Source organism: Roseospira visakhapatnamensis, from assembly GCF_014197915.1.
Classification (GTDB): Bacteria; Pseudomonadota; Alphaproteobacteria; order Rhodospirillales; family Rhodospirillaceae; genus Rhodospira; species Rhodospira visakhapatnamensis.
The window spans coordinates 45,391-61,687 of sequence record NZ_JACIGK010000022.1; the positions used below are offsets into that span (position 1 = coordinate 45,391).

Annotated in this window: 10 protein-coding genes; 2 read left to right on the forward strand and 8 right to left on the reverse strand. The window is 70.0% G+C overall.

All coding sequences use genetic code 11. The features are described from left to right. Nucleotides 1-122 precede the first annotated feature (122 nt). Complete coding sequence (gene modA, locus GGD89_RS13835) at nt 123-980, forward strand: molybdate ABC transporter substrate-binding protein (RefSeq protein ID WP_221238472.1); 858 nt, start codon at nt 123-125, stop codon at nt 978-980. 22 nt (nt 981-1,002) lie between these two features. On the opposite strand, the gene GGD89_RS13840 is transcribed toward modA, so the two are convergent. The 8 genes from GGD89_RS13840 to tsaD form a co-directional block, all read right to left on the reverse strand. Continuing rightward, nucleotides 1,003-2,361: a M16 family metallopeptidase gene (locus GGD89_RS13840; RefSeq protein WP_184046275.1), complete on the reverse strand. Its 1,359-nt coding sequence runs from the start codon at nt 2,359-2,361 to the stop codon at nt 1,003-1,005. Further along, nucleotides 2,358-3,830: a M16 family metallopeptidase gene (locus tag GGD89_RS13845; RefSeq protein ID WP_246423114.1), complete on the reverse strand. Its 1,473-nt coding sequence runs from the start codon at nt 3,828-3,830 to the stop codon at nt 2,358-2,360. The genes GGD89_RS13840 and GGD89_RS13845 overlap by 4 nt, the downstream gene beginning before the upstream one ends. Nucleotides 3,831-4,060: 230 nt before the next feature. Next, a complete protein-coding gene (gene rpmG, locus GGD89_RS13850) occupies nt 4,061-4,228 on the reverse strand; it encodes a 50S ribosomal protein L33 (RefSeq protein WP_184046277.1) in 168 nt (55 codons plus the stop codon). A 137-nt stretch (nt 4,229-4,365) separates the two neighbouring features. Continuing rightward, nucleotides 4,366-7,503, reverse strand: a complete 3,138-nt coding sequence (locus GGD89_RS13855) for a methyl-accepting chemotaxis protein (RefSeq protein WP_184046279.1) — start codon at nt 7,501-7,503, stop codon at nt 4,366-4,368. 230 nt (nt 7,504-7,733) lie between these two features. Next, nucleotides 7,734-8,321: a hypothetical protein gene (locus GGD89_RS13860; protein WP_184046281.1), complete on the reverse strand. Its 588-nt coding sequence runs from the start codon at nt 8,319-8,321 to the stop codon at nt 7,734-7,736. Between the two features lie 619 nt (nt 8,322-8,940). Next, the gene (locus tag GGD89_RS13865) at nt 8,941-12,078 is read right to left on the reverse strand and encodes a methyl-accepting chemotaxis protein (protein ID WP_184046283.1); all 3,138 of its coding nucleotides are present in this window, start codon (nt 12,076-12,078) and stop codon (nt 8,941-8,943) included. A 1,182-nt stretch (nt 12,079-13,260) separates the two neighbouring features. Next, nucleotides 13,261-13,704: a hypothetical protein gene (locus tag GGD89_RS13870; RefSeq protein ID WP_184046285.1), complete on the reverse strand. Its 444-nt coding sequence runs from the start codon at nt 13,702-13,704 to the stop codon at nt 13,261-13,263. Between the two features lie 436 nt (nt 13,705-14,140). Continuing rightward, on the reverse strand, nt 14,141-15,214 hold the full coding sequence (gene tsaD / locus GGD89_RS13875; RefSeq protein WP_184046287.1) for a tRNA (adenosine(37)-N6)-threonylcarbamoyltransferase complex transferase subunit TsaD: 1,074 nt from the start codon (nt 15,212-15,214) through the stop codon (nt 14,141-14,143). Nucleotides 15,215-15,269: 55 nt separating this feature from the next. Between tsaD and hemC the strand changes: the two genes are divergently transcribed. Beyond that, nucleotides 15,270-16,244, forward strand: a complete 975-nt coding sequence (gene hemC / locus GGD89_RS13880; protein WP_184046289.1) for a hydroxymethylbilane synthase — start codon at nt 15,270-15,272, stop codon at nt 16,242-16,244. Nucleotides 16,245-16,297: the final 53 nt, after the last annotated feature.

The following is a 16,297-nucleotide window of genomic DNA, read 5'->3' on the forward strand; positions in this document are numbered from 1 at the left end:
CCATGCCGGCGCGTCCCGCATGGCATGAACCCTGCTATGCTGTCGGGGCTTTCATCTTTTGCGCTTCCGCTCTTCCGATCATAGCGCGAAAAACGATCATCCCCACCACTGGAGATCAAGACATGCCCGCCCCGTCACCGTGCGCCCTGCCCCATCCCCGCACGACACCGGTTGCCCCGCCACGCGCGCACCGTCTGCGGATGTTGCAGGCGGTCCGCGCCGTGGTCGGGATCAGCCTCGGGGGGATCACGGCCTTGGGGCTCGGGCTGGGGGTCTTGAGTCCGACGCCGGCCCACGCCGGCGAAACCCTGGTCGCCGTCGCCGCCAACTTCACCGCCGCCGCCCGCGAGATCGGCGCCGCCTTCACCACCGCCACCGGCCACACCGCGACGTACAGCTTCGGCTCGACCGGCAAGCTGTACGCCCAGATCGCCAACGGCGCGCCCTACAGCGTGTTCCTGGCCGCCGATGCCGCCCGCCCGGCCCGCGCCGAGGCCGACGGGTTGGCGGTCGCCGGCTCCCGGTTCACCTACGCCGTCGGCCGTCTGGTGCTGTTCAGCACCGACCCCGGCCTGGTGGACGACTCGGGGCAGGTCCTGAAAACGGGAGACGTCGAGCGCCTGGCCATCGCCAATCCGGTGACCGCCCCCTACGGCACCGCCGCCATCGAGGTGTTGCGGACGATGGGGGTCCACGACGCCCTGGCCGGCCGCCTCGTGCGCGGCGATTCCGTCTCCCAGACGCTGCAGTTCGTGACCACCGGCAACGCGCCGCTGGGATTCGTCGCCCTGTCCCAGGTCATCACCCTGCCCGGTGGATCGCGATGGATCGTACCGACGGACCTGCACGCCCCGCTGCGCCAGGACGCCGTACTCCTGACGCGGGGCAAGAACAACTCCGTGGCACGGGCGTTCGTGGCCTTCCTGAAAAGCCCGGAGGCCCGGGCGATCATCGCCCGCTACGGCTACGGCGTCGAGTAAGCCGCGCCGTGGGCCTGTCCCGTCAGTTCGACGAAACCAGCCCGTCCGGCTGCCCCACCACCACGGTGGTCAGGGCGGCCGGATCCATCAGCCGGGCGGCCACGCGCCGGGCGTCCTCCAGGGTCACCGCCTCGATATAGTCGTTGCGGTCGTTCAAATAGGAGGGGGACAGACCCTCCCGCTGCATGGCCACCAGGATCGCGGCGATGGAGCCCGTCGACGAGAAGCGCAGCGGCCAGGCCCCGGTCAGGTAGGTTCGCGCGTCGGCCAGTTCCTCGGCCGTCGGTCCCGCGTCGGCCATGCGTCGCCATTCCTCCTGGATCAGGGACAGGCTTTCGGTCACCCGGGCGTTGTTGGTGGCCACGCCCCCCATCCAGACGGGCGCGTGGTCCAGGGGCACGAGGTAGCTGTAGACCGAGTAGGCGAGGCCGCGCGCCTCGCGCACCTCCTCCACCAGCCGCGACGCAAAGCCGCCCCCCCCAAGGATGTAGTTGACCACGTAGGCCGCGTACCAGTCCGGGTCCGACCGCGCCAGCCCGGCATGGCCGAACATCGCCACGCTCTGGGGCACCGGACGCTCGATCACCACCGTCCGCCCGTCGGCGCGCGCCACGATGTCGGGCACCGCCGGCAGGTCCGACGTCTCGGGGAGGTCACCGAACGCCTCGTCGATCAGCGCGGCCAGCCGCTCCGGCGTCACGTCGCCGGCCACGCCGATGGCCAGGCGATCGCGCACCAGATGCCCGCGCGCGAAGGCGCGGAGGTCGTCCTGGTCGATGGCGGCGATGGTCTCGGCGGTCCCGGCGGGATCGCGGCCGTAGGGATGCTCCGGGAACAGGGTCTGGTACCAAGCGCGACGGGCGATCTCGTTGGGATCGTTCTCGGTGTAGCGCAGGCCCGCCAGGATCTGGGCGCGCATCCGCTCCACGGCGTCGGCGTCGAAACGCGGTGCCCGCAACGCCAGGCTGAGCAGCTCCACGGCCTCGTCCAGGTTCTCGGTCAGGGTCTTGACGGTCCCGCTGAACGAATCGCGGCCGGCATCGAAGGACATCTCGATCGCCAGATCGGCCAGCCGATGCTGGAAGGCCCGCGAGTCCAGGTCGCCGGCCCCCTCGTCCAGCAGGCCGGACACGAGGTGCGCGAGGCCCGCCTTGCCCGGCGGATCCAGCGCCGCGCCGCCATCGAACGCGAACGTCAGCGTCACCATGGGGTTGGTGTCGTCGGCGACCAGCCAGGCCTCCAGGCCACGGGGCGTGATGACGCGGTCCACCTCGATGGCCCGGGCCGCCGGCACCAGGGCGACGACGGCGAGGACCAGCGCGCCCAGCAGGGTCGCCACCGGGCGAAACGACGAGCGCTTGATGGTCACATCCTCCCTCATGTGCGGGACTCCGGCAGCAGGATGGCGGTGGCGGTGCTGACCGGGCCGAACACCACGCGGGCGGCGCGCATCACCTCGTCGGCGGTCACGGCGGCGATCTGCTCGGGCCAGGCCTCGATATCCTCGACCGTGGCGCCCGTGGTCAGGGCCGCCCCCAGGATGCGCGCGGTCCCGAAGGTGTTGTCGCGGGCGTAGACCACCGAGGCCCGCAGCCGCCGCTTGGCGCCGGCGATCTCGTCGTCCGTGACACCGGTCTCCAGCAGGCGGGTGATCTCGGCATCCACGGCGGCGCCGACCTGGGCGGGCGTGACGCCGGCCGCCGGCGTGGCCGACAGCGTGAAGGTGCCGAAGTCCACCGCGCGGCCGTTGTAATACGCGGCCGCCGAGACGGCCACGCCCTGCTCGACCACCAGGGACTCGTACAGCCGGCTCACCGGGCCGCCGCCCAGCAACTCCGCCAGCACCTGCAGGGCGGGGTAGAGCGTGGTCTCGCCCACCGTGCGGCTGGGGGCGATGCCCCGACGCCACCAGGACGCCTGCCCGACCTGGGGATGGCGCATGGTCAGGGTAACGTCCACCGGCGGCGGCAGGTCGCGCACCCGGGCGCGCTCGACCGGCGTCTCGGCGGCCGGCACCTGGCCATAGGTGCGTTCGGCCAGGGGCCGAAGCTCCGCCATGGTCACGTCGCCCACGACCACCACCACCGCGTTGTGCGGCGCGTAGAAGTGGCGATAGAACGCGAGCGCGTCCTCGCGGGTCAGGGCCTGAAGCTCGTGGGACCAGCCGATGATCGGATTCTTGTAGGGGTGCACCGACCACAGGGCCTGATCCAGGCGCTCGCTGAGCAAGGCCGCCGGTTCGTTCTCGGTGCGGCTCAGCCGCTCCTCGACGACCACCGCCCGCTCGGTCAGGACATCGTCCTCCGTCAGGCGCAGGTTGGCCATGCGGTCGGCCTCCATCTCCATCACCAGGTCCAGCCGATCGCGGGCGATGGTCTGGTAGTAGCCGGTGAAGTCGCTGCTGGTAAACGCGTTGTCGCGCCCGCCGTTGCGCGCGATGATGCGCGAGAACTCGCCGGGCGGGATGGTCTCCGTGCCCTTGAACATCAGGTGTTCAAGAAGATGGGCCAGGCCGGACTTGCCGGGCGGCTCGTCGGCGGCGCCCACCTTGTACCACACCATGTGGGTGACCATCGGAACCCGGTGGTTGGACACCAGGACCACCTGCAGGCCGTTGTCCAGGGTCAGGACCTGCGGATCGAAGGCCTGGGCGTGGGCCCGCGTGCCGGCGGTCAGGGCGACCAGCAGCGTGAGAGCCAACAGCGGCGGAAACGATGGGAGGAACCGGCGGCGGATATCCGCCGTGGGCGGCGAAACGCGGCGCGCGGCGGCGCGCTGTCTGGCGCGCGCCGGATGGCGCGGCATCCGCGATACGGAGAGAAACGCGGGGTCGGTCTGGGATCCGGACATGAGGGCATCCTGTCGTGGGGTCAGGAGATCATGCCGGGGATATGGTCGCGACCGGGCGGATCCTCAACGCCCCGTGTGCCGCACCAAGGCACCGAAGGACGGCCGGCATCCGGTCACACGAACGCCGGTGCGTCATGACGCACCGGCCTGGCGGCCACGCAAAAACCGGCGTGTCATGACACGCCGGCCGGGGCGACACCGATGAACCGCGCGGGCGCGCGGGCGCACGATCAGCGCAGCTTGGTTTCCTTGAAGACCACGTGCTTGCGGGCCTTCGGATCGTACTTGCGGAATTCCAGCTTTTCGGTGGTCTTGCGCGGATTTTTCTTGGCCACATAGAAGTAGCCCGTGCCCGCGGTGCTTTCGAGCTTGATCTGGATGGTTGCCGGCTTGGCCATGGTTCGCGGTCCCGCGTTGCTCAGGTGATCGCCATCGAAGGAGGCCGAGACAATAGTCGGATCGCCGCGTGAGTCAAGGGCGAGGATGGCCTTATACCAGCGGCGGATGAGCGTGACTCATCCGCCGAGGTAGCGCGTCACGCCGCCACGGCCCGGGATCGTCCGCCGGCCAGCACGATCGCGCGCAGGGTCTCCAGCCGGGACTCCGGAACATCCAGACGGACATGCGTGGCCTGCTCGGTGCAGGCCACCAGCGTCGCCGGAACCCGCCCGAGGTCCGGAACATCGATGGTCATGTCGAGGCCCCGCTCGCCCTCGACGGACCGATCCAGGGTGGCCACGCCACTGGGCGCCAGATCCTGCATCAGGCAGGATCGGATCCCGCCGCCGCCGAGATCCACGGTCACCGCCAGATTGACGGTGCGCAGGGCATGGGTCTCGCGGTCCTCCTCGCTGCCGGAGCGGACGATCCGTTCCAGGGCCAGCAGCATCTGTTCGACCCGCTCGCGAACATCCTCCGACGCCTGGCGAACCTCCCGCGCCGTACTACCGGTGGTGTCCGCGCTCTCCGACACGGCCTCGATGTTGTCCGAGGCGTTCTGCGTGCTGTGCGCGGCCTGCCGGGCGTTCTCGGTGATCGCGCCGGTGGCGGCGGTCTGTTCCTCGATCGCCGCCGAGACGGCGGTGGTGATTTCGTTGATCTCGCCGATGACGCGCACGATCTCGACGATCGCCTCCACGGCCTCGCGGGTCGCGGCCTGCATGCCGCCGATCTCGGTGCCGATGGTCTCGGTCGCCCGGCTGGTCTGGCTGGCCAGGGTCTTCACCTCGTTGGCCACCACCGCGAAGCCCTTGCCCGCCTCGCCGGCCCGCGCCGCCTCGATGGTCGCGTTCAGGGCCAGCAGGTTGGTCTGCTTGGCGATGTCGCTGATCATGTTCACCACCGCGCCGATCTGGTCGGCCGCCCGCGCCAGCCCCTGGATGCGGTCGTTGGTGCTCTCCGCCTGCTCGGCGGCCCGGTGGGCGATGCCCGAGGCCCCCGACACCTGGCGGCTGATCTCGCCGATGGAACTGGCCATCTCCTCGGCCGCCGCCGCTACGGCGTCCACGCTGGCGGAGGACGCCTGCGACGCCTGCGACGCGGCGTTGGCCCCGTCCTCGGTGTGGCTGACCGCGTCGGCCATGCGCACGGCGGCGGCGTGCATGACGATCACCTGGTTGCGCACCACGGTGACGGCACTGCGCACCTCATCGTCCAGGGCGTTGGTGAGGGCCATCATCTCGGTCTTCACCCGGCGGGCGTTGCGCCGGGCCTCGGCCGTCTGCTCGGCCTGCATATGATCGATCTTCTGGCTGTTTTCCTTGAAGATCTCCACCGCCGCGGCCATGGCGCCGATCTCGTCGCGCCGCGCGCGGCCGGGAACCTCGACCATCAGGTCGTTGCGGGCCAGCCGCTGCATGACCGAGGTGATGGCCTTGATCGGCCGCACGATGGACCGGCCGATGAGCATCGCGCCGACGACGCCCAGCACCAGCGACAGGGCCGCGCCCCCGACCAGCAGCGTCTCGGCGAACGCCCGATCGGTCATCGAGCGCTGCTGCGCCGCGATGCTGGCCCGGGACAGCGCGGTGTCCATGTTGGCGCGCGCGGTCTCCATCCCCGCCTCGGCCTCCTGGATCTCGACGACATGCGCGATCAGGCCATCGAACACGCGCGCCAGATCCTCGATACGGGACCCGAAGGCGCGCTCCAGCGCCGCCGCGTCGCCCGGATCGATCTCCCGCACCTTGTCCATCAGGTCCGCCTTCAAGACCGTCAGCCGCTCCAGAAGACGGCGCGCCCGGTCCGCGCCGGCCGGATCGTGCTCGTCGACCACGACAAAGATGCTCTCCTTGGTCCGCCCGGCCACCCGCTGCAGGTCTCCGGCGGCGCGGATGATCTCCTGCGCGGCGTCCAGGGTCGTCAGCGCCGCCGTGGCCACGGCCAGCGACTCCTCGGCCGAGACATCGGCGCGCCGCCCGATCCGCCTGGCGAGCGTCGTCAGATCCTCCAGGCTGGCATCGACGGCGTGCTCCGCCGCCGCCTTCTCCTCGGTGATCGCCCGCAGTTCGGCCATCAGGTCGAACTCGTGCTCCAGGGCCTTGCGATAGTCCTGGATGGCGGTCGACACCCGCTTCATGAGCGTCGCCGTGGCGCCGGCGCGGATCGCCTTTTGCAGGGACAGCGCGGCCATGAACATCTGACGGGTCGCCTGCCCCACCGCCTGGGCATCCGCGTCCGCCATGGTCAGCAGGAAGTGCTGTTCCTGGGCCCGGGTCCGCACGGCCAGGACTTCAAGGTTCGTCAGGGCGATGTACGCCTGGTACAGCACCTCGCGTTCCGCCTGGGACACCGGGTTCTGGCGGGCGGCCTGGATCCGGGCGAGCTGGAAGCGCTTGATGTGGCTGATGGAGGCCGCCAGGGCGTCGGACGCGGCCGTCAACGACGCCTCCGTCTCGGCGCGCTCGGCGGCCACGGCGCGTTCGCGCACGGCGGCGTCGTCAAACGTCTGGAAGCCCGCGGCAACGGTGACCAGCGCCTGGTCCAGCGCCGTCCCGTCCGCGCTGTCGAGCCCTCCGACGACCTCGATCAGGTCGCGGATCATGGCCTTCAGGCTCTCCAACGCGCTCACGGCCGGTGTTCGTGTCTCGTCGGAGCCCATCCTTTCGTACTGCTCCAGCCGTGCGGCGAAGACGGACAGTTCTTCCAGGCCCTGCCCCATCATGTCCTGCACCGCATCGGCGTCATCGCGCGCGGAGATGGCCGCGCGCGCGTTGGCGCGCGCCTCGGCGAGGCGCTCCGACCGTTGCCGGATCACCTCGGTGATCAGGGTGTCGAGCGTGTCATTGAATCGCACGACGTCCTCGGCCGCCGCGTGCACCGCCTCGGCACTGGAGACATAGAGGGAGAAGTTCTCCCGATAGGTCTCCACGGCCGTCCGGGCGATGGAGACCTGCTCCGCCAGATCGGCGCGCCGGGCAAGGGCATCCAGCCGCTGATCGATCCGGTCCAGGCCCGCATGCACGGTTTCGGCGACGGACAGGTCCGCGTTGATCCGGCCGGTCAGTTCGGCCTGGACCGTCTCGCCCAGGTCGGTCACCGCCTCCAGGCCGGAGCGCTCGATGGTGAACCCCGCGCCGGTCTGCTTCAAGGATCCCCAGCCGATGGCGGCCACGGTGACGGTCAGGGCCAGGACAAGCAGGAAGCCTGTCAGAATGCGCGATGAAATGCTCATGAGCCGGCCTCCCGACACGAAACGGCGGACCGAGAACCGCGACATGCCGTCCGCGCCGGCGAACGCGGACCGCCGCCCGCGTGCCACCCCCGGCGCCCCGCCCCTCGTGCCAAAGCCCCGGAACCGCCGCCGCCATCCGGACGGGACCGCACGCCCCGGGACAGGCTCGGCGAGAAGGCTCCGGTGTGGAGACGGCGGCACGCGGCACGGCGCGGGTGGCCATCGCGGCGTCAGAACAGTTTTTCGACGTTCACGCCCACGGTGATGGCACCGATGGCCTCACCGGTCTCGGGATCGACAATGGTGGCGCTGACCTGCGACAGGAACGCCTCGGCACTGTCATCGAACTCCACGTCATCGATGAAGTGCTCGCCCGGGCCGGCGGCATAGGTCTTCTGCCACTTGGCCTCGTCACCCTGCCAGTAGTCGGAGGTGACGTCGGACTGCCCCACGTTGAGCCCCACGTTGTCCATGACGAAGATCTCGGAGACGGTGCCGTCCAGGGCCTGTTTCTTCTCCGTCAGGAAGGCGGAGAGCGGATTGCCCAGGACCGCGTCGATCAGCGGGCCGGATCCGGCCGCCGCTTCCTGTTGCCATTGCGTGTCGAGCGCCTGGATTGTCTCCGCGCTGATCCCCGCGTGCTCGACATTCTGCGCCTTGATCGCGGCGATCACCGTCGGCTCCGTCAGCCAAGGTTCGATCTGGTCGGCCATCAGGCGCTCGATCTGCGGCCGGAACTCGTTGGCCATGGCCAGACCAGGGGACACGGCGACGGCGATGGCGACGACGGCCACAAGACCCTTGACCCTGTTGTGCATGACTCGCTCTCCCGGTGTCGTACCAACGGTCCTTGAGACGGATCATTGAAGCCCGGTTGAGACCTTGCCGTGACCCGTCGGTGGCATAATACCAAAGGTGGATGAGTGTGACTCATCCGCCGAGCGGCACCGGCCCACTCCCCCACCCGGCCACCCCAAGTATACTGCCCCAAGGAAACACTGGGGGGTGGCCGGGTGGAGGAGTGGGCCGGCCACGGACTGCAACGGTCAGTCTCAATGACCGCTGGTATAAGATCTCCGCAGAAATGCGCGCGTCTTGCCTTGAGTTCACGCAAAATCCAGCGGATCCGGGCTGAGAGCACAACACACGCCCCTTGCTCTGTAAAGTCGGCATCACCCGTTCTTGGCGTAACGTGGCGACGGGCGCCTTGGAGACGTCAGGGAAAACCCACGGCAATCCTTAATCTTTACATAATAGTATTGAATTTTATATCGATTGGTTCATGAGGAGGTCTGCTCCCTTCGATCCGGGCAATCGCGCCTGGTCCCGAACACCCGGAGTCGGGGCCCGCCCACATCCTCCCGGGGCCAGGGACGATCCGGGGGCGTGGGACGCCGCCAGGCGCGGCGGCCGGACGTCGTCCCGCGATGCCGGGACTCACGCGGCCATGGCGGAACGCCTGTCGCGCGCCTGGACGAAGCTCTGCATCGCCTCCAGCCGCGCCTCCGGAACATCCAGGCGCACGTGGCTGGCCTGTTCCGTGCGGGCCACCAGCGTTGCCTGGAACACCCCGAGTTCCGGCAGATCCACGGTCATCTCCAGCCCGCGCTCGCCGTCGATGGAGCGGTCCAGGGTGGCGACGCCGCTGGGCGCCAGGTCCTGCATCAGGCAGGCGCGCCGCTCGCCGCCCCCCAGGTCCACGGTCACCGCCACGTTGACGGTGCGCAGGGTATGGACATCGCGATCCTCGTCGCTGCCCGAGCGGATGATGCGTTCCAAGGCGTCCAGCATCAGCTCGACCCGCTCGCGCACCTCCTCGGCCGCCCGCTGCACCTCGCGCGCCCGCTGCCCCGTCAGTTCCGCGGACGCGGACACCTCGCCGATATTGTCGGACGCCTCCTGGGTGCTGCGCGCACCCTGCACGGCGCTGTGGCTGATCTCGCCCGTGGAGGCCGTCTGCTGCTCCACCGCCGCCGACACCGCCGTGGTGATCTCGTTGATCTCGCCAATCACCGAGACGATGCCCTGGATCGCCTCCACCGCCTGATGGGTCGCCGCCTGCATGCCGCCGATCTCGGTGGCGATGGTCTCCGTCGCCTTGGCCGTCTGGTTGGCCAGCGTCTTCACCTCGTTGGCCACCACCGCGAACCCCTTGCCCGCCTCCCCGGCCCGCGCCGCCTCGATCGTCGCGTTCAGCGCCAGCAGGTTCGTCTGCTTGGCGATGTCGCTGATCATGTTGATCACCGCCCCGATCTGGTCCGCCGCCTTCGCCAGGCCCTGGATGCGATCGTTGGTCGCCTCCGCCTGGCCGACCGCCCGGTGGGCGATGTCCGACGCCCCCGATACCTGACGGCTGATTTCCTTGATCGAGCCGCTCATCTCCTCGGCCGCCGCCGCCACCGCATCCACGTTGCCGGCGGCATCCCGCGACGCCCCGGCCGCCGCGTCGGAGCGCTGCTCCGTCTGGTTGACGGCCTTGGTCATGTCCACCGCCGCGTCGTGCATCGCGTGCGCCTGATCGTGCACGATCTTGATCGCCGCGCGCACCTCCTCGTCCAGCGCGTTGGTCAGCGCCATCATCTCCGTCTTCACCCGGCGCGCGTTGCGCCGCGCCTCGGCCGCCTGCTCGACCTGCATCTGCTCGATCTTGCGGCTGTTGTCCTTGAACACCTCCACCGCCGCCGCCATGGCGCCGATCTCGTCGCGCCGCGACCGCCCGGGAATGTCCACCGTCAGGTCGTTGTCGGCCAGCCGCTTCATGACCTCGGTGATCGCCGTCAGCGGCCGCGTGATCGACCGTCCGATCACCGTCGCCGCGGCCACGCCCAGCACCAGCGCCAGACCCGCGCCCCCCAGAAGCAGCATCCGCGCCAGGTCACCGTCGTTGCCGGCCTCGATCGCGGCCGCCTGATTGGCCCGTTCCAGGGCGGAGGTCAGGGCACTCCGCGCCGCCTCCATGCCCTCGGCGGCCCTCAGGATCTCGCGGGTATCGGCGGCCAGGCGTTCGAACACCTGGATCAGGGTCTCGATGCGATCGCCGAACGCCTCGTCCAGTTCGGCCACGTTCCAGGGATCGGTGAGCATCACGCTGTTGATCAGCGCCTCGCGGTCGTCGGCCATGGCCGCCAGCGTGGCGCGGATGGCATCCGAGTCCTGCGTCTCCGGCTGGGCCACGAAGGCGAAGATCATCTCCTTCGCCGTTTTCATGGTCTCGGCGAGCGCCCCGGCGGCGGCGATCGTGTTCTGGGCCGCATCAAGGCTGTTGAACGACCGGATGGTGGCGCTCAACGACTGCTCCGCCAGCGTATCGGCGGCGACGGAGGCCCGTTCCGTCAGTTCGATCAGCACCGCCAGCCCCTCCTTGCTCGTCAGCGCCGAGGCCTCGCGCGCCGCGCGGATGGCCAGCACGGTGTCATCGAGGTCGAACACCCGCTTGAGGGCCTGGCGCTGCGCCTGGGCGGCATCGGCGGCGGCTTCCGCCGGCGCCCCGGCCGGCCCGTCCCCCACCGACCGCCGCAACGCCAGAGCCCCCGACAGCAGCTTGCGCGCCGCCACATCGGCCTCCTCGGCGGCCAGGGCATCGCCGGTGGTGACGAAAATCATCTCCTGGATCCGCACACGCGAGGCGAGGGTCTCCAGGTTGGCCAGTTCCAGCGTGGCCTGGCTCAGCGCCAGCAAATCATCGCGCGACACGAAGGACTGCTCGGCCGCCGCGAGGCTCTCGGCCTGGATCCGCGCCAGATCCTCAAGCGCCACCGTCAGCGCCTCCGACGAGTCCTCCAGCGACCGGATCACCGCCTTGCGCAATCCCCGGGCGGCGCGGCCGTCCTCGGAGGCCACCAGAAAGGCCTCCAGGCCATCGCGCACCGACGCAAACGCCTCGGTCAGGTCGGCGGTATCGACGGCATCCACGCTCGTCACGGCGTTGCCCAGACCGGCGGTGGCGTCGTCGAGCGCGGCCAGGTCCTCCGCCAGGGCCGCCGCGTTAACCACCACGTTCTGCGCCAGCGTTCGCTCGAAACTGAGCGACAGCGCCGCGAGGGCATCCTCCATGGCGCGCACCCGATTGCGCAACGCATCGGAGCGGTTGCGATCGTTGTTGGCCGTCTGCACGTTGCCGCGCGCCTGGTCCAGGCGCTCGGTGCGCCGGTCCACCTCTCCGGTGATGACCTCGTCCAGTTCGGCGCCAAGCACCAGGATGCGCTCGGCCGCCCGGGAGACGGCGTCGGACCGGGCCTGAAACGCCTCGTAGTTTTCCCGGTAGACGTCCACCGCCCGCCGCGCGGTCTCGACCTCGGCGGCCAGTTCCGGGTGCATGGCCAGGGCATCCAGGTCGTCCTCGATCGCCGCCAGCCCCACCCGCACCAACCGGTCGGCATCGGCGCCGTCATTGTAGCGTCCCAGCAGTTCGGCGTTGTCGGTCTCGCCCAGGCGGATCAGGGCGTCCGTGCCGATCCGTTCGGTCTCGAAGCCGTGATTGATCTGTTCCAGCGCCCGCCAGCCGACGACCGCAACCATGACGGTCAGAAACAGAATGAAGATAAAGCCAACAAGAACTCGGGCAGATACCTTCAACGGTCACACTCCTTATCACGGACCAGGACGCCCGCGGCACGCAGCACGTCACGCACTGGCGAAGGCGGCTCGGACAATCGCTTTGAACAATCGGCTTGGACAATGGCAGTCGGCGGGAAGGCCGGCGGACCGGACGCCCGTCAGCGGATCCGGCACGGCACACCCGGCGTCGCGGCGATGCCACGACGCGGTCCGGGATTGGAAACGATCAGCTCGGAATGTCCGGGGGAACGCCGTGGGGGCCAGGCCGGGCGGACACGGCCACCGTCCGCCGCCTCCGGGGTGGCGGGCCGACCGGCGCGGCGCCGCCGGTCCCGTGGCCCCCGCCCTGGTCCTGTCGCGCGGGCCTCGGGCCCGTGGGCCCCGACCCGGCGACCAACCCGGGGACCGACCCCGTGATCCTGGCGGTCCGCCGATCCAGAGTCGGCCGGACAGCGTATCTCATGGCGTGGCCGCGATCCGTCCTGGCGATCACGGCACCACCAACCATCGCCGCAACGCTGCGTCGCATGGCTGCTCCTCCCCCAAGCGGTGCGCTCGTTGAGTCCCGAGACGCGACCGCGCGTTCTTTTGAACGATCCGGTTTTTTGTTGTTCCGTGACCAAACGAAAACACAGTGCAGACATCCTGTAAAGCTACTACGACCCGGCAGCATGAACTTCTATGGTTGCAAGCCCCCGAACGATATCCCATCGGAACTGTGGGCTCTATATCCCTTGGCCACCCCGTCGGCGGTCCCCTTATGCCGAGTCTCCACAAAAAGACGTACTTAAAAGCGCATAAAAGAAAAAATAAACTCAACGATAGCAAAATCTCCGAGCCGTCCACATATCCGTCCGGCGTGGGCTTGTCCTAACCATCCGCGCCCGGGACTCGGGACCGCGCCTCGCCCCCCTCGGACGGGTCCAAACGAACCGGACCCTGGAGACAGATGAACCCTGAGCGCCGCGCCGCTGAGTCATCCTCCCTCAACCGCCCTGGCCGCCACGCTGTGGCCCAGGCGTGCCCAGGCGTCCCCTGGCGCCTGCCTGGCGCACGCGGCGGTGCCGCCGATGGCCTGGTGATGGCCTGGTGGATGGTGGGTCGGCCGGCCGGCCACGGACTGCAACGGTCATTCTCAATGACCGTTGGTATCACAGCCGATGAGTCACGGGCATCCGCGCCGGTCTCCCCGGGGGGGGGTCACACGTCGCCGCGCATACCCTGAAAGGCCACCAGCGCCACCAGCGCCAGCGCGTAGACGATGGCCAGCACGGACACCGCCAGCAGGGCGTTACCCAGGGTGATGATCGGATGCCGGTCCCGCTCCTTCCGCAGGCGCGGCGGCGAGCGCAACTCCCGGCCGCCCAGGATCACCACGTACAGGCCACGCTTGAACCAGGGAATGCTGAGACGCAGGTCCACCGGGTGGCGGCGCTGGTCGTGACGCAGGAACAGGGCCTCCAGGCTTTGCGCCTCGTCGTCGTCCGGGACCCGCGCCGCCGCGTCCCCGGCATCGGACCGATCGGGCGCGTCCATGGCCGCGCCGACGGCGGGGTCCCTGCCCTCCGGCACCACATCGGGCGCGCCGTCGGGCGCCCCGCCCAACGATCGGTCGCATGGCTGCATCCGCTCCGGCTCGGCCATCGACGTCCTTTCTTCCCGGCGCGGCGCCGCCCCCCACCGTGGGGGCCGCCCTCGAGTCCCGGTCCCACCTCATACCAGCGGCGGATGAGTGTGACTCATCCGCCGAGCGGCACCGGCCCACTCCCCCACCCGGCCACCCCAAGTATACTGCCGTGGGTGGCCGGGTGGGGGAGTGGGCCGGCCACGGACTGCAACGGTCATTCTCAATGACCGTTGGTATCGGTCCCCGGTGCCGCCAAGGGTAGACGATTTCCACCACCGTAAGAAAGCCGGGCGCGCGCGCCCGGCGCGCATCCGGCGCCGCGCATGCCCCCTGACGCGATCGGAGGCACACCGTTTTCAACGCGAGGGAGTCGGCGCGTGGCGACGCACCGGAGTCCCGGTGCTCTGATCCAGACAATACAGGCTGACGGCATCTCTTGTCTGGATCAGTGCATTAGGCCCTGGCGCCCGCGCCGGCCGGGCGTGGCGCCGACGGATCCAGCGGCCAGCGCGGCCGTGGCCGGAAATCCAGCGACTCCGTCCGTCCCAGGCGCAGGCGCTCCAGCCCGGCCCAGGCCACCATGGCGGCATTGTCGGTGCACAGGGCCAGAGGGGGCGCCACGAATCGAAAGCCCCGATCCGCGCACAGCACGTCCAACGCCGCCCGCAGCGTACCGTTGGCGGCGACACCGCCGGCCACCACCAGCGCGGGGGCGGGGGCCTCGGCGCCCCCCGCCGTCTCCTCGACGAACAGCGCCATGGCGCGCGCGCCGCGCTCGACCAGCACGTCGGTCACCGCCTGCTGAACGGAGGCCGCCAGATCGGCCCGGTCCCGCGCCGACAACGGTCCCGGCGGCAGGCGGTCCAGCACCTGGCGCACCGCCGTCTTCAGCCCGGAGAAGGACAGGTCGCAACCGGGCCGCCCGCGCAAGGGCCGGGGCAGCGCGAACCGCGCCGGATCGCCCCCCACCGCCGCCCGCTCCAGGGCGGGTCCCCCGGGGTGGCCCAGCCCCATCATCTTGGCCGCCTTGTCGAGGCACTCGCCGGCGGCGTCGTCGATGGTCGTGCCCAGCCGCCGGTAGTCGCCCACGCCCCGCACGATCAGAAGCTGGCAGTGCCCGCCGGAGACCAGGAGAAGCAGGTAGGGAAAGGCCACGGCGTCGCTGAGGCGGGCGGTCAGGGCGTGCGCCTCCAGATGGTTGACGGCCAGGAAGGGCTTGCCCGTGGCCACCGACAAAGCCTTGGCCGTCATGACACCGACGATGACACCGCCGATCAGGCCGGGCCCGCCGGTGGCGGCGATGCCGTCCACGTCGGCCAGCGTCACCCCGGCGTCGGCCAGGGTTCCGGCGATCAGGCCGTCCAGGTGATCCAGGTGCGCGCGCGCCGCGATCTCCGGCACCACGCCCCCGTAGGGCCGATGCTCGGCATGCTGTGACAACAGCCGCTGGGCCAGCACCCGGCGCTGGTCGTCGACCAGGGCGGCGGCGGTCTCGTCACAACTCGTTTCAATCCCCAGGATGATCATACGGCCACAAATAGGGCTTTGCAGGACGAAGATCACCCCTTACAAACCTGGGCCCATGAATATGACGCCCCTTCTTCGCATCGGCACGCGCGGCAGCCCGCTCGCGCTGGCCCAGGCCCACGCAGCCCGCGACGCCCTGGCGGCCGCCCACCCCGAGTTGGCGGCCCCCGAGGCCATGCGCATCGACGTGATCAAGACCACCGGCGACACCGTCCAGGACCGGCCGCTCTCGGAAATCGGCGGCAAGGGCCTGTTCACGCGCGAGATCGACGACGCCCAGACCGGCGGCGCCATCGACATCGCCGTGCACAGCATGAAGGACGTGCCGACCGTGCTGGAAGACGGCCTGGTGCTGGCCGCCATCATGCCGCGCGAGGATCCGCGCGACGCCTTCATCTCGGTCCAGTACGAGAGTCTCGCGGCGCTGCCCGCGGGCGCCGTCATCGGCAGCGCCTCGCTGCGCCGGGCCGCGCAGATCCTCAGCCGGTATCCACACCTGACGGTTGTCAATTTCCGGGGCAACCTGCAAACCCGCCTGCGCAAGCTGAACGAGGGCGTGGCCGACGCCACCATGCTGGCCATGGCGGGCCTGAACCGCCTGGACATGGCGCACGTCGCCACCTGTCCGCTGAGCGCCGACGAGATGCTGCCCGCCGTCGCCCAGGGCGCCGTGGGCATCACCTGCCGCGCCGACGATGACCGCACCCTGGCCTGGGTGGCGGCGCTGGACTGTCCGGACTCGCACACGCGCGTCATCGCCGAGCGGGCCTTCCTGGGCCGCCTGGACGGCTCCTGCCGTACCCCCATCGCCGCCCTGGCCGAGTGGACACAGCCCGGAACCCTGCGCTTCCGGGGCCTGATCATCCGTCCCGAGGGAAGCGATCCGCTGGCGACGGAGCGAACCGGCCTGATCCCTGATCGGGCGGCCGCCGAAGCCATGGGCGCCGACGCGGCGGAAGACCTCATCGCCAGGGCGGGCGACGCCCTGCCGGCCTATCGCGGACTGGTCGAACACGGTGGAGGGCTATGATCGCCTCGGCGAACACGGCCCCGGCTCCGATCGTCCTTCGGATCTGATCCCGG

Bases quoted from the DNA above. Each gene is read 5' to 3' on its own strand.
- rpmG (WP_184046277.1), bottom strand. From the start codon at position 4,228: ATGGCCAAGCCGGCAACCATCCAGATCAAGCTCGAAAGCACCGCGGGC.
- GGD89_RS13870 (WP_184046285.1), bottom strand. From the start codon at position 13,704: ATGGCCGAGCCGGAGCGGATGCAGCCATGCGACCGATCGTTGGGCGGG.
- modA (WP_221238472.1), top strand. From the start codon at position 123: ATGCCCGCCCCGTCACCGTGCGCCCTGCCCCATCCCCGCACGACACCG.
- GGD89_RS13845 (WP_246423114.1), bottom strand. From the start codon at position 3,830: ATGTCCGGATCCCAGACCGACCCCGCGTTTCTCTCCGTATCGCGGATG.
- GGD89_RS13860 (WP_184046281.1), bottom strand. From the start codon at position 8,321: ATGCACAACAGGGTCAAGGGTCTTGTGGCCGTCGTCGCCATCGCCGTC.
- tsaD (WP_184046287.1), bottom strand. From the start codon at position 15,214: ATGATCATCCTGGGGATTGAAACGAGTTGTGACGAGACCGCCGCCGCC.
- GGD89_RS13855 (WP_184046279.1), bottom strand. From the start codon at position 7,503: ATGAGCATTTCATCGCGCATTCTGACAGGCTTCCTGCTTGTCCTGGCC.
- hemC (WP_184046289.1), top strand. From the start codon at position 15,270: ATGAATATGACGCCCCTTCTTCGCATCGGCACGCGCGGCAGCCCGCTC.
- GGD89_RS13840 (WP_184046275.1), bottom strand. From the start codon at position 2,361: ATGAGGGAGGATGTGACCATCAAGCGCTCGTCGTTTCGCCCGGTGGCG.